Annotated in this window: 23 protein-coding genes and 1 tRNA gene; 15 read left to right on the forward strand and 9 right to left on the reverse strand. The window is 56.9% G+C overall.

Going from position 1 to position 19,455, the window contains the following annotated elements; translation table 11 throughout:
• From bamC to CC207_RS14250, 6 genes are all read left to right on the forward strand, one after another.
• Positions 1 to 650 (forward strand): outer membrane protein assembly factor BamC (gene bamC, locus CC207_RS14225; RefSeq protein ID WP_256582087.1); only part of this gene is annotated, 650 nt, incomplete at its 5' end.
• The gene (locus CC207_RS14230; RefSeq protein ID WP_062360535.1) at positions 651 to 1,409 is read left to right on the forward strand and encodes an MBL fold metallo-hydrolase; all 759 of its coding nucleotides are present in this window, start codon (positions 651 to 653) and stop codon (positions 1,407 to 1,409) included.
• A 29-nt stretch (positions 1,410 to 1,438) separates the two neighbouring features.
• The gene (purC, locus tag CC207_RS14235; protein ID WP_004375217.1) at positions 1,439 to 2,149 is read left to right on the forward strand and encodes a phosphoribosylaminoimidazolesuccinocarboxamide synthase; all 711 of its coding nucleotides are present in this window, start codon (positions 1,439 to 1,441) and stop codon (positions 2,147 to 2,149) included.
• A 91-nt stretch (positions 2,150 to 2,240) separates the two neighbouring features.
• Positions 2,241 to 2,330, forward strand: a tRNA-Ser gene (locus CC207_RS14240).
• Positions 2,331 to 2,439: 109 nt separating this feature from the next.
• The gene (locus tag CC207_RS14245; RefSeq protein WP_088852283.1) at positions 2,440 to 3,417 is read left to right on the forward strand and encodes a site-specific integrase; all 978 of its coding nucleotides are present in this window, start codon (positions 2,440 to 2,442) and stop codon (positions 3,415 to 3,417) included.
• A gap of 533 nt (positions 3,418 to 3,950) precedes the next feature.
• The gene (locus tag CC207_RS14250) at positions 3,951 to 8,621 is read left to right on the forward strand and encodes a hypothetical protein (RefSeq protein ID WP_088852284.1); all 4,671 of its coding nucleotides are present in this window, start codon (positions 3,951 to 3,953) and stop codon (positions 8,619 to 8,621) included.
• Between the two features lie 243 nt (positions 8,622 to 8,864).
• Here CC207_RS14250 and CC207_RS14255 read toward each other — a convergent pair whose 3' ends face one another.
• The 9 genes from CC207_RS14255 to CC207_RS14295 form a co-directional block, all read right to left on the reverse strand.
• Entirely contained in the window at positions 8,865 to 9,584 is a 720-nt protein-coding gene (locus CC207_RS14255; RefSeq protein WP_088852285.1) for a PP2C family serine/threonine-protein phosphatase, read from the reverse strand.
• Positions 9,581 to 10,897, reverse strand: coding sequence for a serine/threonine-protein kinase (locus tag CC207_RS14260; RefSeq protein ID WP_088852286.1), 1,317 nt, complete (start codon positions 10,895 to 10,897; stop codon positions 9,581 to 9,583). Before CC207_RS14260 ends, CC207_RS14255 begins: the two co-directional genes overlap by 4 nt.
• Positions 10,898 to 11,084: 187 nt before the next feature.
• Positions 11,085 to 11,336 carry an AlpA family transcriptional regulator gene (locus tag CC207_RS14265; protein ID WP_088852287.1) on the reverse strand — a complete coding sequence of 84 codons (252 nt, stop codon included), beginning with the start codon at positions 11,334 to 11,336 and terminating at the stop codon, positions 11,085 to 11,087.
• A 28-nt stretch (positions 11,337 to 11,364) separates the two neighbouring features.
• On the reverse strand, positions 11,365 to 11,706 hold the full coding sequence (locus tag CC207_RS14270; RefSeq protein ID WP_088852288.1) for a hypothetical protein: 342 nt from the start codon (positions 11,704 to 11,706) through the stop codon (positions 11,365 to 11,367).
• Complete coding sequence (locus CC207_RS14275; RefSeq protein WP_088852289.1) at positions 11,690 to 11,875, reverse strand: hypothetical protein; 186 nt, start codon at positions 11,873 to 11,875, stop codon at positions 11,690 to 11,692. Before CC207_RS14275 ends, CC207_RS14270 begins: the two co-directional genes overlap by 17 nt.
• Positions 11,872 to 12,090 carry an Arc family DNA-binding protein gene (locus CC207_RS14280; RefSeq protein WP_088852290.1) on the reverse strand — a complete coding sequence of 73 codons (219 nt, stop codon included), beginning with the start codon at positions 12,088 to 12,090 and terminating at the stop codon, positions 11,872 to 11,874. Before CC207_RS14280 ends, CC207_RS14275 begins: the two co-directional genes overlap by 4 nt.
• Positions 12,080 to 12,259 (reverse strand): carbon storage regulator, encoded by a 180-nt coding sequence (locus CC207_RS14285; RefSeq protein ID WP_088852291.1) that lies wholly within the window; start codon positions 12,257 to 12,259, stop codon positions 12,080 to 12,082. The genes CC207_RS14280 and CC207_RS14285 overlap by 11 nt, the downstream gene beginning before the upstream one ends.
• A 90-nt stretch (positions 12,260 to 12,349) precedes the next feature.
• Positions 12,350 to 12,748, reverse strand: coding sequence for a response regulator transcription factor (locus tag CC207_RS14290; protein WP_088852292.1), 399 nt, complete (start codon positions 12,746 to 12,748; stop codon positions 12,350 to 12,352).
• Between the two features lie 223 nt (positions 12,749 to 12,971).
• Positions 12,972 to 13,532, reverse strand: coding sequence for a helix-turn-helix transcriptional regulator (locus tag CC207_RS14295; RefSeq protein ID WP_371916455.1), 561 nt, complete (start codon positions 13,530 to 13,532; stop codon positions 12,972 to 12,974).
• Positions 13,533 to 13,821: 289 nt separating this feature from the next.
• On the opposite strand from CC207_RS14295, the gene CC207_RS26780 reads away from it, so the two are divergent.
• From CC207_RS26780 to CC207_RS14340, 9 genes are all read left to right on the forward strand, one after another.
• Positions 13,822 to 14,124, forward strand: coding sequence for a Cro/CI family transcriptional regulator (locus tag CC207_RS26780; protein WP_143496115.1), 303 nt, complete (start codon positions 13,822 to 13,824; stop codon positions 14,122 to 14,124).
• Positions 14,125 to 14,518: 394 nt separating this feature from the next.
• Positions 14,519 to 14,788, forward strand: a complete 270-nt coding sequence (locus CC207_RS14305) for a DUF3077 domain-containing protein (protein WP_088852294.1) — start codon at positions 14,519 to 14,521, stop codon at positions 14,786 to 14,788.
• A complete protein-coding gene (locus CC207_RS14310; protein WP_088852295.1) occupies positions 14,785 to 15,054 on the forward strand; it encodes a hypothetical protein in 270 nt (89 codons plus the stop codon). The genes CC207_RS14305 and CC207_RS14310 overlap by 4 nt, the downstream gene beginning before the upstream one ends.
• Positions 15,051 to 15,524, forward strand: coding sequence for a Cro/CI family transcriptional regulator (locus tag CC207_RS28360; protein WP_371916456.1), 474 nt, complete (start codon positions 15,051 to 15,053; stop codon positions 15,522 to 15,524). The genes CC207_RS14310 and CC207_RS28360 overlap by 4 nt, the downstream gene beginning before the upstream one ends.
• Complete coding sequence (locus tag CC207_RS14320; RefSeq protein WP_088852296.1) at positions 15,521 to 16,288, forward strand: Bro-N domain-containing protein; 768 nt, start codon at positions 15,521 to 15,523, stop codon at positions 16,286 to 16,288. Before CC207_RS28360 ends, CC207_RS14320 begins: the two co-directional genes overlap by 4 nt.
• Positions 16,285 to 16,563 carry a hypothetical protein gene (locus CC207_RS14325; RefSeq protein ID WP_088852297.1) on the forward strand — a complete coding sequence of 93 codons (279 nt, stop codon included), beginning with the start codon at positions 16,285 to 16,287 and terminating at the stop codon, positions 16,561 to 16,563. The genes CC207_RS14320 and CC207_RS14325 overlap by 4 nt, the downstream gene beginning before the upstream one ends.
• A 4-nt stretch (positions 16,564 to 16,567) precedes the next feature.
• A complete protein-coding gene (locus tag CC207_RS14330; RefSeq protein WP_088852298.1) occupies positions 16,568 to 17,299 on the forward strand; it encodes a helix-turn-helix domain-containing protein in 732 nt (243 codons plus the stop codon).
• A complete protein-coding gene (locus CC207_RS14335) occupies positions 17,280 to 18,080 on the forward strand; it encodes an ATP-binding protein (protein WP_088852299.1) in 801 nt (266 codons plus the stop codon). The genes CC207_RS14330 and CC207_RS14335 overlap by 20 nt, the downstream gene beginning before the upstream one ends.
• The coding region (locus tag CC207_RS14340; RefSeq protein WP_088852300.1) for a DnaB-like helicase C-terminal domain-containing protein at positions 18,077 to 19,455 on the forward strand (1,379 nt) is incomplete at its 3' end. The genes CC207_RS14335 and CC207_RS14340, both read left to right, overlap by 4 nt.

Raw genomic sequence — 19,455 nt, forward strand, 5'->3', positions numbered from 1 at the left:
GCTTGGCCAGTACCTCCAGCAGCCCGGACAGCGAAGTGCGCGTGCGGGTGCGCATGGAGCCCGGCGTGCAGCGCAACACCTCCGAGGTGTATGTGGTCAGCGTCGAGCGTCCGGCCGGCAGCACTGCCGAGCCTGATTTCCCGTCCGCCTCCAGCAACACCGGCACCGACGCCCTGCTGGTCGACGAAATGCTCGCCAGCATGAACCGCAGCGCCGAGAAGGGCGGTTCGGTCTCGCTGCTGGCCGCGCGCGACTTCGATGCCCCGAGTCAGGTCAGCCTGAGCGAGGACGGCAGCGGCAACCCGGTGCTGTTCCTGGGTTCCGACCTGGACCGCGCCTGGTCTGGCGTCGGCCGCGCCCTGGAGCAGGGCGAGTGGCGTGTCGAGGACATCAACCGCAGCCTGGGCCTGTACTACATCAACCTGTCCGAGAAGCCCGACGACAAGCAGAAGGAGCCTGGCTTCTTCAGCCGCCTGTTCGGCAGCGAGCCGAGCAAGGAAGAGCGTGAAGCCCGTGCCGAGCGCTACCAGGTGCGCCTGAGCAAGGTCGGCGAAAACGTCCAGGTGACCGTCGAGAAGAACATCAACACCGTGGCCCCGGCCGATGTCGCCCGCCGCGTGCTGAGCGCGATCCAGGACCACCTGGGCTAAGTGCGCTTCGCGGTTCTAGGAAGCGGTAGCCAGGGAAACGGCACGCTCGTCGCCAGTGGTGATACCTTCATCCTGGTCGATTGCGGCTTTTCCCTTCGCGAGACCGAGCGGCGCCTGGCGCTGCTCGGGGTGGCGGCCACGCAGTTGAGCGCGGTGCTGGTGACCCACGAACATGCCGACCACGTGCATGGGGTGGGGTTGCTCTCGCGCCGCTACAATGTACCGGTCTATCTCAGCCAGGGCACATTGCGCGGCATGCGCAAGCCGGTCGAGGTGGCCGGTTTTCTCGGTTGTGGCGATGTGCTGCAGATCGGCGATCTGCAGGTCAGCGCGGCACGGGTCGAGCATGATGCCTACGAGCCGCTGCAGTACGTGATCAGCGATGGTCGTCGGCGCTTTGGCATGCTCACCGACCTGGGTAGTTACGACGCGCGGCTGTTGGAGCGCTATCAGGGGCTCGATGCCCTGCTGATCGAGGCCAACCACTGCCGCGACCTGCTGGCCCGTGGGCACTACCCGCACTTTCTCAAGCTGCGGGTCGGCGGCAGCCAGGGACATTTGAACAACCACCAGGCCGCGAGCCTGGTGGCCGAGTTGGGCTGGCAGAACCTGCAGCACCTGGTGCTGGCCCACCTCAGCAGCAAGAACAACCTGCCACATCTGGCCCGCCAGTGCTTCGTCGACGCCCTCGGGTGCGACCCGGACTGGCTCCAGGTGGCGAATCAGGATCATGGGCTCGACTGGCGTCAAATCGCCTAGCCCACCCACTCAAGCAAGCGGAGCCCATCATGGAAAAACGCGACGAACTCTACCGCGGCAAGGCCAAATCGGTTTACAAGACCGACGACGCCGACCGCTTGATCCTGCTGTTCCGTAATGACACCTCGGCGTTCGACGGCAAGCGCATCGAACAACTGGATCGCAAGGGCATGGTGAACAACAAGTTCAATGCCTTCATCATGCAGAAGCTCGAAGAAGCCGGCGTGCCGACCCAGTTCGACAAGCTGCTGGGCGACAACGAGTGCCTGGTGAAGAAGCTCGACATGATCCCGGTCGAGTGCGTGGTGCGCAACTACGCCGCCGGCAGCCTGGTCAAGCGCCTGGGCGTGGAGGAGGGCATCAAGCTGGAGCCGTCCACCTTCGAGCTGTTCCTGAAGAACGACGAAAAGGGCGACCCCTTCATCAACGAATCCCACGTTGTCGCTTTCGGCTGGGGCACCGCCGAGCAGCTGGCCGAGATGAAGAAGCTGTCGCTGAAGGTCAACGAAGTGCTGAGCAAGCTGTTCGACGACGCAGGCCTGCTGCTGGTCGACTTCAAGCTGGAGTTTGGCGTGTTCCACGGCCAGATCGTCCTGGGCGACGAATTCAGCCCGGACGGCTGCCGCCTGTGGGACAAAGAGACCCGCAAGAAGATGGACAAGGACCGCTTCCGTCAGGGCCTGGGCGACGTGATCGAAGCCTACGAAGAAGTTGCCAAACGCCTGGGCGTGCCGCTGTAAGCGGCGCGTTCACGCAAGCGCCTGATACCACGCGAATTTTTTTCAAAAAAGGTTTGCCAGAAACGAAATCGCTGGTATGATGCGCGCCATTGGAGAGATGCCGGAGTGGTCGAACGGGACGGATTCGAAATCCGTTGTACTGGCAACAGTACCTAGGGTTCAAATCCCTATCTCTCCGCCATATTAAAGGCCCCGAGCGCTGTATAGCCCTCGGGGCCTTTTTCGTTTGGGGGAATTTTGGGGGAATTGGGGAGGGTGATATTCCCCCAATCGTTCGATATCATTCCGCCATGGCCTACTACGAAAAACGCGGCGAGGCCTGGCGCGCCCAGATCCGCCGCAAAGGATATCCAACTCTTTCCGCCACTTTCGACACCAAGGCAGAAGCCCAGCGATGGGCTGCCGAGGTCGAGGGCGACATGTCGCGAGCGCGCTTCGTCGATATGCGCGAGGCCGAGAGCACCACGCTCTCCGAGGCCCTGGACCGGTATATGTCCGAGGTGACTTCGACCAAGAAAGGCGCCAAGCAGGAAGAGGTCCGCATCAGGAAGTGGAAGGAGCACAAGCTCGCCAGCAAGGGCCTGGCCGCAATTCGCTCCAGCGATATGGCCGCGTATCGAGATGCTGAACTCAAGGAGGGGAAGTCGACTGCTACTGTTCGCCTTAACTTGGCGGTGATTAGTCACCTGTATACGGTCGCCACCAAGGAGTGGGGCATCGAAGGGCTGACCAATCCTTGCCGGGCAATCCGGATGCCAAAGGGAAGCAAGGAACGAGATAGGCGACCGACGTCAGCGGAGCTCATTGCTCTCTACAAGGCTGCAGGCCAGCTGAATGCCCAGCTCCCGGTGTTTATTGAGCTGGCGGTTGAGACGGCTATGCGCAGATCGGAACTGCTGCTGCTGCGCCGCGACCAAGTGCGCGGCAAGGTGGCCTACCTGGAGGACACGAAGAACGGCGAGCGTCGGGCTGTGCCGCTGTCCTCCCGGGCCATAATCTTGCTTGAGGGGCTGCCCACTCCGATCAGTGGCGGCCGGTTCTTCAGTTTGGCTCTAAACACGATCAGCAACTATTTCCCCCGGGCCTGCGAGGCTGCTGGGATTGAAGACCTTCGCCTTCACGACTTGCGACATGAGGCAACCAGTCGTTTCTTCGAGCGCGGCTTCACCATGATGGAGGTGAGCTCCATCACCGGTCATAAAACTCTAGCGATGTTGAAAAGATACACGCACCTCTCTCCAGAGGAGCTTGCGAATAAACTTGGGTAGTATATTTGGTGCGATTCTTCATTGAGGGGTCATGTTGGATAGCCTTTAGTGGGGCATAACTTTCCATAGTCACCTTCGTTTGGTGCTTCGTTAGTGTTTTAATCCCTTTATTGCTGCCGGTTTTTCTAGGAGTGGGCTAGCCCACTCTTTCAAGATCGCAGCTCAGTTCGATGGAGATAATTCGTGATCTTCATTAGCTACCCAAAGCGGGCTCAGTAATGCTTCGCTTGGCACGTACATCGATTTGGGTCCATGGTCGCTCCACCGGCTTGAATACTAGGCATGTGATGTTCATAGCTGCTTGAGCCCTGCTGCCACCCCCCGGCCAGATAGGGGGCACTAGTCGATATACTGCAGAGATGGCACGCCAGCACATATCGCTTATGATAGGACCATTATGGGGCCAACACGTTGCGCGACCAGTCGACTAAGACGCTCTTCTAGCTGCGTCCGACAAGGCTTAGCCGGGTGGTAGGTAATACGAAGAAAGCCCACCGAAAAAGAAGACTCGTTACCAATCGCCAAGGAGCCGCATGTCGTCCACCTCTTCTCCCAGTCAAGCCAAGCTAGAGCGGCTGCGTAAAATTTTGCAGGAAGACGTCAAAGCTGCCCAGTTTGAAAAACTTGTAGCTGCACTGATCAGCGACATGACCGGGGTAGGTATAGCGGTGGCCAAGACCGGATTTCAGCATGGGGGCGACGCCGGTCCTTCAGGTCGCCAGGGGCGAAGGTTTCGTATCGAGACTAAACGCTATGCAGACAAAACTAGCCTTAGTGACCGTGAGCTGCTCGGTGAGGTGGATGACGCGCTAGGTCGGGATCCTGCGCTCGAATGCTGGATTCTTGCAGCGACGCGCGAAGCGCCAGAGCAGCTTGAGCTCAGCCTGATGCGCAAGGCTGACCAGACTGGAGTTCCAATTATCATCATTGACTGGAAATCCAATGGCTTTCCAGCTTTGGCAGCCCTCTGCACACATTCGCCTGGTATCGTACTTGAGTTGGCTGGAAAGGAGGCCAGCGATATCTGTCGTGCACTCTTACCTGAGGCGGAAAAGGCTCTTGCTCGGTTGGCTAAGGACCTTGCAAGCTGGGGTGCAGGTTACGAGCGATTGCGCGCGCTTGCTTGCGAAAGGTTGCAGCAGCTATGGACTTCACCTTCTAAGTCAACAGCGCTGCTTGGACAAAATGCGGCTGGCGGGGCATGTCCGTCCACAGTCCGACGATCTAGTAGTTTTACAGCGCTATCCCAGTGGTGGAGCTCAGAGGCATCAGAGGCTCCGGCGGTCGTAGTTGGCTTGGACGGCATGGGAAAAACCTGGGCGACTTTGGACTGGCTGGTCAACCGATCTACGCAACTGCCTCTGATTTTGGTTATCTCGTCGAATGCCATGGCTGATTTTGGAGAGGTCTCAGAAGGCGCTCTTAAGCGTCTGCTCGCCCAGCAGCTACTCGCAATGACACAAAGTCGCGAGATGGAGCACTGGTTGAGGCGGATTGACAGGTTGCTACAGCAACCAACCGCTGAGGGCCCAGGATTAGTTGTGTTTTTCGATGGGATTAACCAAGAACCTTCTGTGAACTGGACTTTGCTCTTTGCACAGCTTCAGTCTGAGCCATTTTCCGGTCATGTGCGGGTAATTCTAAGTACGCGTAAACACCACTTTGAGCAGAATTTAGGCAAATTGCGAAAGCTTGTTGTTGCTCCTCTTCGCATAAATGTTGATCTGTACGATGATGCCCCTGGGGGCGAATTGGACCAGCGTCTGTTAGCCGAAGGCATGGTTCGCAGCGACTTGCATGAGGATCTCCTTCCGCTTGCGAGAACGCCGCGGCTTTTCAAATTGGTGGTACAGTTCAAAGAGCGTCTAGTTGATGGTGGGCAGGTAACCGTACACCGGCTTCTCTGGGAATACGGACGCGACAGCTTCGGCGAAAGGGCAGGGATTTCATTTTCCGAACTGGAATGGCGTCAGTGGTTGCAGGGTATGGCCGAGCGGTATCTCGGTGGTATTCGTCAGTACACCCTAAGCGAGCTGGCAGGCATGGCGGCGCGGCCAGACCTCAGTCATCAGGAGGTTGCCAGGCGACTCAGTGATATTGTTGATTCGCAATTCATAGAAAGTTCGACTGTCACTGGCATGCAACTTTCAGACACCTTGGTTAATCATGCTCTAGGAATGGCATTGCTTCATCATCTGGATGAGCTTGGTAAGCAGGGAGAGCAAATAGTCACGCAGGACCTTAATACATGGCTCGACCCGATCGCTGCGCTTGATCAGAGATCGGAGATTCTTCGTGCGGCGGTGTCGATTATGGTTGAGCGCGAGGACCAAACCTCCGATCAGGTGTCCGCTGCCCTAGTGTCGGAATGGCTTTCTTCACAGAATATACCTACGCAGCATGCATCTGAGCTAATTAGGCTCGCCAGCGCCCTTGTTTCTCCATTGCTGAGCACCATTGAGCGGGCAGGAGAAGCTGCACAGCGCACTGCGCGGTTATGGGCAGTGAAGGCTTTACGCTCTACCTCTCGCGAGGACACTTCCATTCGTTCTGCGGTGATCCAGCGAGCAAGCGCATGGTTGAAATCCATTTCTCGCGATTACGAGCCTCCCAGAGGCGGTGAGGTGCAGAACAATGCCCGAGCTGCGCGATTTATTGAGCGAATTGGTTCAGACATTGATGGATGCCGTACTGTGCTGGGTATACCAATCGAGCTGGTGGAGTCGAAGCGGATTCAGCATGAAGCTCTGATTCCGCTGCTTTTGGAGGGATACCCGCTGGCTGATGCGCTACCTGTGTTTGAGCTGGCGGCCATTACACTTGCCATCCGCGCTCGCAATGAGTTGTGGGAGGACTTCCAGTGGATGTGCTTGTTGAATCCAGTGGACTTTTCTGAAACAGCTCAAGCCATCAAGGTCAGGGCTGATGCTCTGCTGGACAGCACTCCGGAAGCGGGTGTCCACCCGCAACTTGCTGCGCGATGCTCGGCCTTGCTTCTTTGGTTGTCCGGGGATGAGAACAATGAGGTTGTAGCGTCCGCTCGTAACCCGGCTTTAGACAAGAGGGACTACGAGAAAAACTACCTAAACGATCCGGCCCGAAGCCCTTATAGGCTGGAGCGCCGCCATGCTATCCAGGCGCTGGAAACTAGTGACTTAGCTATACGTGTTCGTATCGATCGTACCCGGCTTTTCTGGATTGATCCGACATTTGTCCCGCCTACTCAGTTCAGTGAGGAGGCCGCTACTTATCTTCGAGCCCTCGATCCGCTGGTGCTTGATAGGGAGCGCGGGTCCACTCCAGCTGATCATTTCTTTGAGCAATCTTTGCCGGCCATGGCTAGGACCGCTCCCCAGGCACTTATAGATAAACTGAGGGAGAAACATACCTCGCTGTCAGTTCGTCCATCAGCTTCCATTGGCACAGCTGCCGCTAGCTTTTGCCGAGAGTTTTTGCTGTTCAATACAGCTGCCGCTCAAGCGGCACAAATCCACCGTATCGCCCGCACTCAGAGTTGTGACGCAGAATCTACATGTAGCGAGGATGAAGCCGTCCTTATCAACCATCTCCTGATCATGGAATGCGCTGCCCAAGACCCCCTGCAGCAGGTGATTTCGGTCATGGAGGCTGACCTACCTGTACTCTATTTGGACCTGCTGCAGACTCTGAAGCCGCTGTCTTCTTCTGAACTCGATCAACTCATCGCACGTTATGCAGCGGGATCTGCGAAGCAGATTTCCGATCTATTAGATATCTTTTCGATGCAGCCTTGTTTGAACGAGGCTGTATGGCAATGGCTCGAACACCAGCTTGATGTTGCTCCCCCTCGCCAACGTGCGGCGATTCTCCGGCTTTGTTGCCATTCAAATAGGGCTCGCCTCGGACAGCGCCTAAACACAATTAATTGGCATTGGGGAAATGAAGAGTCGATTGAGGCCGCGCATTGGGGGTCATTGGGGGTTATTGCGGCTTCCCTCGGGTGGCCTTATGAACAAGTTTGCGAGCGTATTGCGCCATGGCTCTTGTTAAAGTCACTGAAAATGCGTGATGCCTCCGTGTCAGATATACAACTTTGCTTCGGCTATATTAGCGCCGTCATTGATGCGCCTCTGCCAAATCTACCTGAACCTGGATCGGAAATTTCAGTTCGACTCGCGGATCGTTCCAAGTGGCCGGAATGCTTTACGGTTTCGCCCAGCCGTGAGGCTGAAGGCACTTCGCTTGAGCAACTGCTAGCATGGAACACTGAGGAGCAAGTGGAGGCACAGCAAAAGGCTGCTAGAACGGCTATCCAACGCGTCAAAGAGATGCGTAACAGTGGGGCTCGATTTTATCTACAGGATTTTTCGGCGGCTGATTTCTTGCCGGTGATAAATCAATTGCCTGCAGCGGTGGATCACTGGCTAAGCGGCGCCGCCGATGACACACTCGATTTTCGCCGTCGCCTGCGGTTGGCGGAGGGTTTCTACTTAGCTCTGTGTGAAGCGTTGTTCCAAGTAGGCTTGAGTGAGGCGACGTTACTGTGGGGTAGGCTGCGAACCCATATGTCCACTAAGTTCACTGGTGTCGCGGGGGTTTCGGAACTTAAGCACTTGCTTTTTCGGGTTCCTACCTCTGAGATGGTTGAGAAACTTTTGGTCAGTTTGTTAGACCTGAGTGAGAGTAATACTGATTCTGCCCTGTTGGAAGTATCAATCTGTGCCTTCGTAAATGGTCGGCAGGATTGGCTAGATGCTGTGATCGAAGAAGATTTAAGTTCCGGAGTAACCTGGCGCCGCCAGCGGGGGATGCGGTTGATCGGCCTCAGTTGTGGAAATAGGTTGCCGGTCGATATAGAGTGGCCTGTAGGCATCTTGGATCAGCCCACTTCGCGTGCTACTGAGAACACAATGTGTCGATACCAAAATGCATGTGCACGCCACTGGTGGGATCATTATTGGAAAGTGGACGGTTCGGCAGATGCTTATCTGGCGTGGAATCTTTTTTGTGCGTCAGCAGATCGTAGAGTGTACGGCTGGCTCAATCTCCAGGATTGCGGAAAACAACTCCCCGCGCTAGAGCGCGCTCGTCGCATGGCTAATTTCCAATTGAATGAAGATCAGCTCAAGGCAGCGATCAAGAAGCGAGAAAAGGACCTAGACGGACAATTCCTCGGAAGAGCGACCGTACGACATGTTGGTCCATGGGCCTTCTCGCGCGTCTAATCCACGCTCTCGAATAAGCATTGATGTTTTGGAGGCCACAACGACTGCTGATTAGACTGTTCTCGGCAGGTCCGTTACAGTCCCTTCGTTCCGCGCCCCACGTGAAGTTCAGGGTGTACGACTATCGAGCCGATTATCTAAGACTGCCACTAGGCGGACGCGGCTGTGTGAACTGGGGCGCAGAGGAGGATTGTCGGAAGGATCTTGTTACGTGCGCAGTATAAGTTAGCTACAAAATGCTATTCAGTTGAATCGGCAGATTAAGGCTGAATAATCATCTTTAATTGGACGACTGCGGATTAAATCAAGCATTGAAGATTTGAAGGTTTCGGTTGTTTTTGATTGGGCACACATATCTCTGATTTCTGATTTTGAAAGTAAGCTGTAAGCCCCGTCACTCATTAGGACGATATTGTCTCCAGGTCTAATGGTGAATGTATTTTTTTGTAATGTGTACTCTAAGGTAGCATTCATTACTGAGAGCAATATGTTTCTTCTAGGGTAGTCTTTGGCCATGTGCTTGGGGAGAATGCCGTCGTCCAGTAGCCTTTGAACTTCAGTTTGGTCGGTTGTTCTTGTGGCAATTCCATTACCCCTGAGTTGATAGATTCGGCAATCACCCACGTGGCCAACCCAAGCTTCCTCACCCTTTATGAGGCAAATAGACAGAGTTGTGGCCATTTCGCCATAGGCTGGGAATGAAATACTTTCAATTTCAAGCGATTTCTTGACTTGGGAAAATAATTCTTCTATCGAAATTTCGGGGTTGTTGTCTAGCTCAGTTTCAATTGATTGAAGGGCAATTTTTGAAGCGAAATTACCTCCAGGCTTGCCGCCCATTCCGTCAGCAATGCCAAGTGCTAGGTAGTCTTTTCCATACCGTTTGGCGAATAGCGCATCCTGGTTGGGTTTGTTACGCCCAGGAAAAGAAAAAGATTCGATGTTGAAGCTCCCAACAGTCATACAAGTGCTCTGAGGATAGGGTGTAGAGTTTCCCTGGTGAAGCTAATTGATCGTTCCATGTGTTTTATGTGGGCTGAAAATGGGCAATTAGTTACTGTGATTTCTACCCGAATACGTTCAGCCAATGCATCGTCAATAGCACTGGAGAGCATGGCCGCAGCCTTTCTCTCTACGTACCAGCGATTATGGGAGGTGCCCAGGTACAGAAGTGCAAGTGCAATGTTTGTTTTTAGTGTGATGTCGCCAGCGTTGTAGAAAATTTCTGCTTTACTGGCTAGTACATCGCAATAATCGAAATTGAAGCTTTGGCCATTGATATGATCGGCAAAGTAGCTGCCGAGTGCACTGAATAGCTCAGGGGCATTACCGTCTAAGGCTGAAATATGTTCAATGGTCAGCGTTTGGAAAATATTATTAGTGGATTGGTCTCGACCGAGGTTTCGTTCAATTTGGAGGAATACTTCATCCCATTGACTGTCATCCAAAGTCGAGTTTGCTCGCAAAAGCTCGACGATCCGTTCTTCACTAGAGGAGTTGAAAACTACCGGACGAGTATGAAGCGCTTGGTATAGATCTTCACGTAATGCGCTGACATTTGGGTAGCGGCGCATGGGAAGGCGCTTTGTACAGCGCTGGATGATTGCACCGATTTCACCTGGGCCATCTAGCTCAGTATAGGGAATGCGCTGGGTAGCGTTGCCGAAGATATCATGAAGAATTGCGCCGAATGCATAGATATCAGCCGCTAGGGTCGCTCGGCGGAAATTACCAATAAGCTCGGGCGCGGCGTAGTTTGTAGTGCCACCATTTGCATTCGTGCCTGTCAGTGTCGATGAATCGCTATGAGAAGCACTCATCAAGCCAAAATCTGAGATAGCATAGCTCACCTGAGCACCATCAGTGAACTTCAGCACATTTGCTGGCTTCAGGTCTCGGTGTACGTAGCCGCTTCTGTGGAGATGCTCCAAGCCCGACAAAATGTCAAACAATGCAGTGTTGAGATTAGCTCCGAGTGTATTATCAATTGCCATCTCATCTTTAAGGGTGCATTCGGCAATTGGCATTATGAAAGCTGGTGGATCTGCCCAAAGGAAGCTCTCGACGATCTGAACCACATTTGGATGGTTTACTGAAGACTGATACTGCACCTCGCGTACAAAACGACGCCGCAGCTCTTCATCCCCAACATCTGTCAGAAGCTGTGGCTGAGGATCGTAGGTTTTTTGGGCGAAATGCTGTCCTTGAGGGTTTGAGACGATATCTACTCGTGCAAAACCGCCCCGGCCTTTTTCGTATTCAAAACGGTACGCCATCCATGCCTCCGGGAAAATTTGATCTAAGTAGACTCAGTTTTTGACAGCTTAGGTGACCGGTCATTCTAGCGTGTTTGACCCTGGGGGTCACTCGATAGGATGTAGAGCCCTTGCCGCTAGGCAATTCACGGCTCTGTCCGGCACGCTCGATGAGGCGAACCGCTCGCGGATGGTTTGCATTTCTCGCTCACGCCACGCTTTTTAGCGTTGGCGGCGCTTTCCGCTTGCGTCCGGTCTTCTGCTTGTGGTGCCTTCCATCCCTGAACTCGCGTAGGAAGCTTCGCACATCCTCCTTTAGCCAGCAGTGCCGGTTGCCCATCTTGACGCTTTTGGGTAGCCACGCCACGCCACGGCGAATCCCTTCCCTAATCGATGCCTCTGTGCGGCCCAGTAACTTGGCTAGTCCCTCTACTGTCAGTACCTCGGTTTCTTCGCTCATTCCTTCCTCCTGATCTGATTCTTCATTTTCAACTCGTCGCCTTTTCTACTGCATCACCGTCCTGGACCTCTGCAATCACCGATAGGATGCCTGCCGCATGGCTGCCAGGTTTTCCAACCGATGCGGCAGCAAGCCGTCTGACGACAACCTCGATTGGCGATGCGCGTAGCGACGTCACCAGCTCGATCGCCCAACTTCGTCCCTGGAGGAACATGTAACGATTGATTGGGCCTGTGACGACCACCTCGCTCACCGCTGTGGTGTCGGAGGCTTGCGTCGTCTGCGCTGGCGCCTTGGAGGCAGCCCGGGACTGTACCGATTTCAGCCGGCCCCGGGCGCGCCGCAAAGCCATTTCAGCGAGGATGCCCATCGGGCGCCCCTTCCATTTCAGCAACGGCCCGCAGGCGTAGCGTGATACCGCATTCGCGGGCCAGCTGGTTTAGTCGGCCCACACGGGTAGTGCTGTCCTGCAACGCTTTGCCAAAGCGCACCAAGCGCTCGCCCAGGTCTTCAAACTCGTTGCGGGTCGGTTTGTTCATGGCTGCACACCTTTCGCTACGGCTGCTTGGGAGAGCACATCGAGAAGTACATTGGCGCGCGCAGTTCGATCCAGGTATTCGCGGATCGCTTTCACAATCAGCGAATTCATCGAGCGATCATCTGCATCTGCTGCGTGGGCCACTTGGTCGCGCAAGCCATCCGGCAGTCGGACCACGAACTTGTCAGGCTCCCGGGAACCGTATTCAAAGGCCATGACCAGCCTCCTGCAGCTTGCGCTCACGAACTTCTGATCGATCAATCGGTACGCCTTTTGGAGCTTCAACACCGATGCGGACGATAGAGCCGTTCACCTCCAGCACTCTCACGGTGATGCCGTCGCCGATGACAATCGACTGGCCTTCTTTTCGGGATAGACACAACATGGTGATGCTCCTTTTTCCAGGCAAGCCGAGGGCCTGCCGCGATTGATGGCATTCGCAAAAAATCAGGTGAATCAATTCAGATTGGCAGGGTTATGCAACTGCGATGGCGCACTCGGCGCGCCGGGTAGCAACACGGGTTTCTATCTTTCGCTCACCACCGTTACCACCGCGCCGGATACGTAAAGCGACGTCGTCACCAATCACCGTGTTTAAGGCCATCAGCAGCGCCAAGGTGGTCGCCACCGGGCTGATCAGCCCTTTTTGCATGGACACCGCGACGAGCTGCGCCCGGCGAGTGACGCCCAGCTTCGTAGTTGCGCTTAGCACACGCTTTTTGATCGAGTCGGGCTGCACACCAAGCTCGCGAGCCAGCTCTTTTGAAGTCTGGCCGCTAGCGATCCCTAGGACGCACTGCACCTCGCGCAGAGATAGCTCGCGGCCCAGGAAGCCGGTCCAGCCATTGGCAGTGATTGAGGTTGCCGTGGTCATAGTGATGCTCCCTGCTGTACGTTGACGACATAAAATTAGCGGGGCTTTATTTCTAAGTCAACAGCATGGCTAATATTATTTTTCTACGCCCACAAAAAAGCCCGCTCTGTAGCGGGCTTGTGCCAATTCAAGCATCACAGTCCGTAGGCATGTGTCTCCAGGCTGATTGCTGGGATGGCGGCAGCAGATGGTCGGGTTTGGCATGGGGGCACGATAATCCCCTTCAGATTCGACTGAGGACCTTGCTCGGTGCGAGGATATTTCCCACGTAGTGAATCTTCTCGATGTCGGACCAATCGATTGTTCGACGTTCGTACGCCGAGTTTACCGACATCACGCTAACGCTGTCTTCCGTTTCAAATAGGAGCTCCTTAACCATGCTCTGGCCGTCAGTGGTCTTCACCATCACGTATTCGCCAGGGACTAAGCGATGGTTCGGCTCGCATACAGCGACCCAGCCGCTACGGATTGCAGGTGCCATTGAGTCACCTTTGAGGCGCAGCGCATAAGCATCTTCATCGCGGGACCAAGTCTCTACCCAACCATCTGAACTATCTAGTCCAACCCAGTAGCCATTGTTTCCAAGCTGGGCGGTGCCCACTATTTCGATCCTTCGAGGTGCGGTGGTGATTGGAGGCCCCGACTCTACATTGCTCGTAGTGGTCGGGGATTTGATGTGCTGTACGGTCTGAGCGAGCCGCGGGCTGACCTCCTCAGGAGAAAATTCCAAGGCCTTGGAAAGGCGCATGAGGGCGTCAAGGTTCAAAGCCAGCTTGCCAGTCATGTACTGGTTCACAGTGCTCTGTGGAGATTTCCATTCGCACAATTCCCCAATCTCTTGCTGGGTTAGCGCGTAACCCCTCTGGCGAGCCTCTGCCTTGCGCTTGACGTAGATGGCCTTGAGCCTCGCGCATTCATCGAGCTCTTCAGGGGTAAGTGAGCGTCTGTGTCTGGTTATCATGCGTGAACCCTATTAGCTCAGCTTATATCTTGCAACCAGCTTGGCTAATCAATCCTTGATCGATAAATCAAGCGTGGCTAATATCTCGGTGAATTTCTGATCGAGAAGTCACATGAAAGAGATCAAGCTGGCTGACTTCCTCCGGTGCAAAGGCACTCAGCCCCAGCTCGCCAAGGCGATTGGTGTAACCCAAAGCGCCATTTCTCAGATGGCGAAGTCGTCTCGCGACATCCGTGTTCGAATTTTTGAGGACGGCCGAATTGAGCTCATTGAGTTTCGAATCCTCAATCGCGTTACCCCCAGCTTGGCTGTGGCTACGCCGAACATGCCCGTAACGATACCGGTATCCAATCATCGGCACAGCTCCACTGGTGGGGCTGTGAATTCATCCAGTCTATCGCAGGCCTGTCCATGACGGCCACGGGATCCCTACTTATGCTGTCCGGTTGATTTTTCTCCGGACAACAAAAAACCCGCTGCCAGGCGGGTTCTTCTACCGACCTCTGCCAGGAGGTCTTCATTTCACATCACCTGTAGATAGGACGATGCGCTATGTCGCACCCGGAAATTAACACCGAGAAATCAGCAGCGCAACCGCCGCAGAATCTCTTAAATCTGAATCGACTCCATCGAGGCTCCCTTGGGGCGTATTCAATTGCACGCCTTCTAAGGGAAAGCCATGGAGTGCTTGAGCAACCTCTAGAGTGCCATGAACAGTATGGTCTTCTGCTAGCGCTTGAGTTCATTTGCTACGACCTATACGCCCATCACGAGACAGAACTTGATCGCGTTGAGGGAGGTGGCGACGAATGACTCCTCCCATTCTTGTAACTGTCAAAACCGAGTTCGGCGTTGCCTGCAAGGATTCCTTGTTTGCCGTAAACGCAGGGGTCGAATGCAGCGACGCGCTGAATTTCGCCAGCGCCAGCCTGGCCAGCGCTGATTCGTTGCTTCGCGATTTGGTTGATGTTGGCGAAGGTGTGCACTTGGCTTTCGCTGTGAGGGCGCTGGTGCGTGAAGCCAAAGCTCTGATCGATTCGAGCGTTGTTGCTGTAGAGCGGGCGGAGGATCAGAGATGAGCAATCAGCCTCAAACCATCGCCCACTCCTTCGCGCTCAATGGCTTGCATGAAGTATTGGAGGCAGCTGCCCAAATCCCAGTTCACGAATCACTCGATGCCGCTATCTACCGCCTGGAAGCGATGCTTGGAGGCATTCGTGAGCTGATGCAGGAAACTGCGGTATCCAACAAAGCCACTCTTGTCTATTTCGCCGCTGAGAGCGCGTTAGCGCTGGTGATTGCTGCGCATGCTGGTGTCGCACCTTCGCGTGGAGGTGCGGTATGAGCGAGCAGCCCATGATCGCTGAGGACGTAACGGCCCTGATCGACTGTGCAAGGGAGCAACTCAACTGGTTGCGATCAGTTTTACATGTACTTGAGGAGCGGCTCAGGGGCCAGGGTGACAAGCACGGAGCGCTGGTGGCGAATCTGGCCATTCACAACGCGGACGACTGGCATAACTACCTGGGCGGTCAGCACGAGAGCCTGACGAAACGCATCGAAGCTACGCTCGGCGCGCCACATAAAATGATCTCGGAAAATTGTGGTGCTGCCGATTCAATCCGCTTGCCTTTGGCTGAGTTTGCCCGCGGCCGGCAGGATGCCGCCGCGAAGGATCTGGGAGTTCGGCAGGCGGCGATCAGTAAGGCCCTTCGTGTCGGGCGAGCCATTTTCGTTACTCGGCATGCTGATGGCTCTTGCAGCGCCGTCGAAGAGAAGCCATTTCCATCTCAATGTGTTGGAGGCGCTGCATGAACTTGAGCCCCTTTAACTTTCAAGGCGTGCAGGTGCGAGTGGTTACCGACGAAAGCGGTGAACCGTGGTTTGTCGCAAAAGACGTATGCAGCTTGCTGCGTTACGCCAATCCGAGCGATGCCATCGGTCGTCACTGCAAGGGGGTCGTGAAACGCTACCCCCTTCAAACGGGTGGTGGAATGCAGGAGGTTCGGCTCCTTTCTGAAGGCGACACCTTGCGCCTCATCGTCAACAGCACAATGCCAGTGGCACAGCAGTTTGAATCCTGGGTGTTCGATGAAGTGTTGCCCGCCATCCGCCGCACAGGCGCGTATCAGCGGCCCATGACCCCGGCGGAGCTCATCGCCGCCAGTGCAAACCAACTGGTAGTTATCGAGCGCAAGCAGGCGGAACAGGAGCAGGCGCTGGCGCAGGTGGAAGACCGCACCAGCAGGCTGGAGCAGGTCCGCTACCTCGATACGGTGCCGAGCGGCTTCGAGACCATCACCACGATCCGCGACCGCATCAACCACCGTCACGGCCTGCCCGCCTGGGTGGTCAACGCGGTGATGCGCGAGGTGTCCGGCGCGCCGCTGCCATTCGCCATGGTGCGCAGCCGGCACGCAGGCGAGGGCGGGCAGCCCTTCGCCATTTGGCCCAGGGCAGCAATCACGCGCCGATTCGACCAGTTCGTTGCGCAGTGCACTTACGTCACGGCGGAGCGCGCCACTCATCCGGAGATTCCGCAGGACCGTTTCAAGATCAAGCCGAGGGCCGTGCGATGACCGACAACGCCATCCCGTTTTTCAGTGCTCGTCCGACTGACTCGGTTGTGCTCAACGAGGCGTATTTCGAGCCGCTGATGGAACCCCACCGCGCAACCGCAGCCGGCGGGGACACCACAGTGGAGGCCAGGGCAAGCCGTCTTCCTGAGCGTGATCGCCGGCTGATCTACGAGGCCGCAAAGCGTCGACGCGCCGACCTGGAAGACCAGGGCATCGTCCTGGCTGAACCCTACGACCTGTTTGTCCAGCGGATCACCGCTGTGTTGGAGATTTGAGCCCGTGAGCATGGATTTAATGGTCAAGGCCATGAACACCGCAGTCGGCAATCCGCTGCGCAAGCTGGTGCTGATCAAGCTGGCGGACAATGCCAGCGATCAGGGCGAGTGCTGGCCGTCGTATCAACATATCGCTGATCAATGTGAGATCGACCGCAGTACCGTGCGCAAGCACATCAAGCAGTTGGAGGCCCAAGGTCTGCTTCGAATTGAGAATCGGGACGGTCCGAAAGGGAACTCCACCAACCTGTATACCCTGACACTGTCAGGTGTAGGCCGAAACAGCACCCCTGTAGGCCCAGAAAGCACAGGTGTAGGCCCACAGCCTAGAGGGGGTGTAGGCCCAGAAAGCACCAGAACCAGTCACTCTTTTGAACCAGTCAAAGAACCTATGCCTGTGTGCATTTCCGATGCCGCTGGATTCGAGCAATTCTGGAAGCTGTACCCGAAAAAGAGGAGTCGCAAGCAGGCGCTGAATGCCTGGAAAAAACTCAACCCGGCTGCCGACCTGCAGGCCGTCATGATCGCTGCCCTGGCTAAGCACTGCGTCTCGCGAGACTGGACCAAGGACGGCGGCCAATACATCCCGCTGGCCTCGACTTGGCTCAACGGCGAGCGCTGGCACGACGTTGTTCAATCCGCCGGCCACGCCGCGTCCCCTGGGTCGTTCAACGACCTGCCGCAACACACCGCTGACATGTACCTGGAGAGCGCCGATGGCCGTGCAAATTTCTGATCTGTTCCACCGCGCCCCGGCCAAACGCGCGTTCACTGGCCAGTGCCCCGTGCACGGCGAGGTCGACATGAGCGAGGTTGAGCAGCTGGATGGTTCGATGCTGGTGCGCGGCTGCAAACGCTGCCAGTGGGAGGCGCTGCACCTGGCGCCGCGTGTTTCGGAGATCTACGCGCTCGCCCAGCGTCAGGCCCGCGCTGAGCGCACCACCGCGGCGCTGATCGGAGCCGGTATCACGCCGCGCTTCGCCGATGCCACGTTCGACGGCTATGTCGCCGACACCGAGCAGCAGCGCAAGGCCCTGAGCAAGTGCCGCGATTACGCCGAGCAGTTCCCGAGCCACTTCCGCGCCGGCCGCTCGCTGCTGCTGACCGGCAACGTCGGCTGCGGCAAGACCCACTTGGCCAGCGCGATTGTGCGCACCGTCGTGGCCGACCAGTGTCGGGCGCTGATCATCCCGGCCAGCGACATCATCAGCCTTGCCCGCGCCTCCATGGTTGCGAATTCAGGTTACACCGACCGCGACGTGGTGCTGCACCTGGGCGGCTTGGACCTGTTGGTGATTGACGAGGTCGGTTGTCAGAAGGGTAGCGAATACGAGCTGGCGCTGCTGCACGCCATCATCGACCGCCGGTACCAAGCGGTTTTGCCCACGGTGCTGATCAGCAACCTGGGCGTCGACGGGCTGAAAGCCTACATCGGTGATCGTGCCTTGGACCGCCTGCGCCAGAACGGTGGCATGGCGGTTGGCTTCACCTGGTCCTCGATGAGGGCGGTGGCATGAGGGCGCTGTTCAGCGACGAAGCCGAACATGGCGTGCTCGGCGCGGTGCTGCAAGCCGGCCTGCAGCAGGATACCGGCCTGGTCGAGGATATCCTCGGCCAGGTGCGGGCCAGCGACTTCTACCGGGACGATAACGCGGCGCTGTTCGAGACCATGCAGGAATGTCGCGAGCGCAACTTGCCGATCGATCCGGTGACCGTGGGCATGGTGCGGCGCCACCTGCCCAGCAGCGACTCGGTCATGGCCTACGCCGCCGAGCTGGCCCGCAACGTGCCCTCGGTGGCCAACTGGAAGGCCTACGCCAAGCACGTGAAGGAGTGGGGCGTGATCCGTCACATTCTCGACATTGCCGGCCAGGCCGAGACCATGGTGGAGGCGGGTGCCCCCACCGCCGAGGTGATCGCCACCGCGCAGCAGGCCATGGCCGAGCTGCGTGACCTGGATGGCGAGACCAAGGGCTTCAAGCGTTTGGACGCCTGGATGGGGGCGGCGGCGCAGCTGGTCGATGACAAGTTGAACGGCAACGCGCCGGCCTGGCCCGGTACCGGCCTCGACACCCTGGACGAGCTGGTCCAGGGCATCCGCCCGAAAAAGGTGACAGTGATCGCTGGCTTGCCCGGCAGCGGCAAGACCACCTTGGCCCTGCAGATCGCCCAGCACAACGCCGTCAAAGAAAGACAGCCGTGGCTGGTGTTCTCCATCGAAATGCCGGGCGAGGAGCTGGGGCTGCGCGCCATCGCCTCGTTGGGTGGGGTGTCCCTGCAGCGGCTGGATAACCCCGACCGGATGCAGGACGACGACTGGGCGCGGATGGTCAGTGCAGTGGCACAGGCCCAGCAGGCGCCGTTGTTCGTCTGTGATGACCCGGTGCAGACCCCGGCCAGCATCCGCGCGACGGCGCGGCAGTGTCAGCGCGAGCACGGCCTGGCCGGGATCGTAGTCGACTACCTGACGCTGGTGCGCGGCGACCGCGTCGGCCGCAGCCGCAACGAGGAGGTGGGGCAGATCAGCAAGGCGCTGCTGCAGTTGGCCAAGGAGCTGGCCATTCCGGTCATCGAGCTGGCACAGCTGAACCGCGAATCCACCAAGCGGGTGGGCAAGAAACCGCAGTCCAGCGACCTGCGCGACTCCGGCGAGATCGAGGCCGACGCCAGCTGCATCCTGATGGTCCACCGCGACATGGACAGCGAGGAGGGCCAGAACGGTTTGACCGAGATCCTCATGACCAAGTGCCGGCACGCCCGCGTCGGCAGCTGCATCGTCCAGCAGGAGGGGCAATACGGGCGCTTCGCCGACTTCGCCGGCACGCTGCCCAGTGATGATGAGATCGAGGCGGGGCGGGGCAGCTATGCCCAGCGCTACAAGGGAGGGGCCTA

This window comes from Pseudomonas sp. DrBHI1 (assembly GCF_002205115.1).
Taxonomy (GTDB): Bacteria; Pseudomonadota; Gammaproteobacteria; order Pseudomonadales; family Pseudomonadaceae; genus Aquipseudomonas; species Aquipseudomonas mosselii.

Coding starts and splice junctions, on each gene's coding strand:
- purC (WP_004375217.1), top strand. CDS start 1,439: ATGGAAAAACGCGACGAACTCTACCGCGGCAAGGCCAAATCGGTTTAC.
- CC207_RS14245 (WP_088852283.1), top strand. CDS start 2,440: ATGGCCTACTACGAAAAACGCGGCGAGGCCTGGCGCGCCCAGATCCGC.
- CC207_RS14250 (WP_088852284.1), top strand. CDS start 3,951: ATGTCGTCCACCTCTTCTCCCAGTCAAGCCAAGCTAGAGCGGCTGCGT.
- CC207_RS14255 (WP_088852285.1), bottom strand. CDS start 9,584: ATGACTGTTGGGAGCTTCAACATCGAATCTTTTTCTTTTCCTGGGCGT.
- CC207_RS14260 (WP_088852286.1), bottom strand. CDS start 10,897: ATGGCGTACCGTTTTGAATACGAAAAAGGCCGGGGCGGTTTTGCACGA.
- CC207_RS14265 (WP_088852287.1), bottom strand. CDS start 11,336: ATGAGCGAAGAAACCGAGGTACTGACAGTAGAGGGACTAGCCAAGTTA.
- CC207_RS14270 (WP_088852288.1), bottom strand. CDS start 11,706: ATGGGCATCCTCGCTGAAATGGCTTTGCGGCGCGCCCGGGGCCGGCTG.
- CC207_RS14275 (WP_088852289.1), bottom strand. CDS start 11,875: ATGAACAAACCGACCCGCAACGAGTTTGAAGACCTGGGCGAGCGCTTG.
- CC207_RS14280 (WP_088852290.1), bottom strand. CDS start 12,090: ATGGCCTTTGAATACGGTTCCCGGGAGCCTGACAAGTTCGTGGTCCGA.
- CC207_RS14285 (WP_088852291.1), bottom strand. CDS start 12,259: ATGTTGTGTCTATCCCGAAAAGAAGGCCAGTCGATTGTCATCGGCGAC.
- CC207_RS14290 (WP_088852292.1), bottom strand. CDS start 12,748: ATGACCACGGCAACCTCAATCACTGCCAATGGCTGGACCGGCTTCCTG.
- CC207_RS14295 (WP_371916455.1), bottom strand. CDS start 13,532: ATGACTGGCAAGCTGGCTTTGAACCTTGACGCCCTCATGCGCCTTTCC.
- CC207_RS26780 (WP_143496115.1), top strand. CDS start 13,822: ATGAAAGAGATCAAGCTGGCTGACTTCCTCCGGTGCAAAGGCACTCAG.
- CC207_RS14305 (WP_088852294.1), top strand. CDS start 14,519: ATGACTCCTCCCATTCTTGTAACTGTCAAAACCGAGTTCGGCGTTGCC.
- CC207_RS14310 (WP_088852295.1), top strand. CDS start 14,785: ATGAGCAATCAGCCTCAAACCATCGCCCACTCCTTCGCGCTCAATGGC.
- CC207_RS28360 (WP_371916456.1), top strand. CDS start 15,051: ATGAGCGAGCAGCCCATGATCGCTGAGGACGTAACGGCCCTGATCGAC.
- CC207_RS14320 (WP_088852296.1), top strand. CDS start 15,521: ATGAACTTGAGCCCCTTTAACTTTCAAGGCGTGCAGGTGCGAGTGGTT.
- CC207_RS14325 (WP_088852297.1), top strand. CDS start 16,285: ATGACCGACAACGCCATCCCGTTTTTCAGTGCTCGTCCGACTGACTCG.
- CC207_RS14335 (WP_088852299.1), top strand. CDS start 17,280: ATGGCCGTGCAAATTTCTGATCTGTTCCACCGCGCCCCGGCCAAACGC.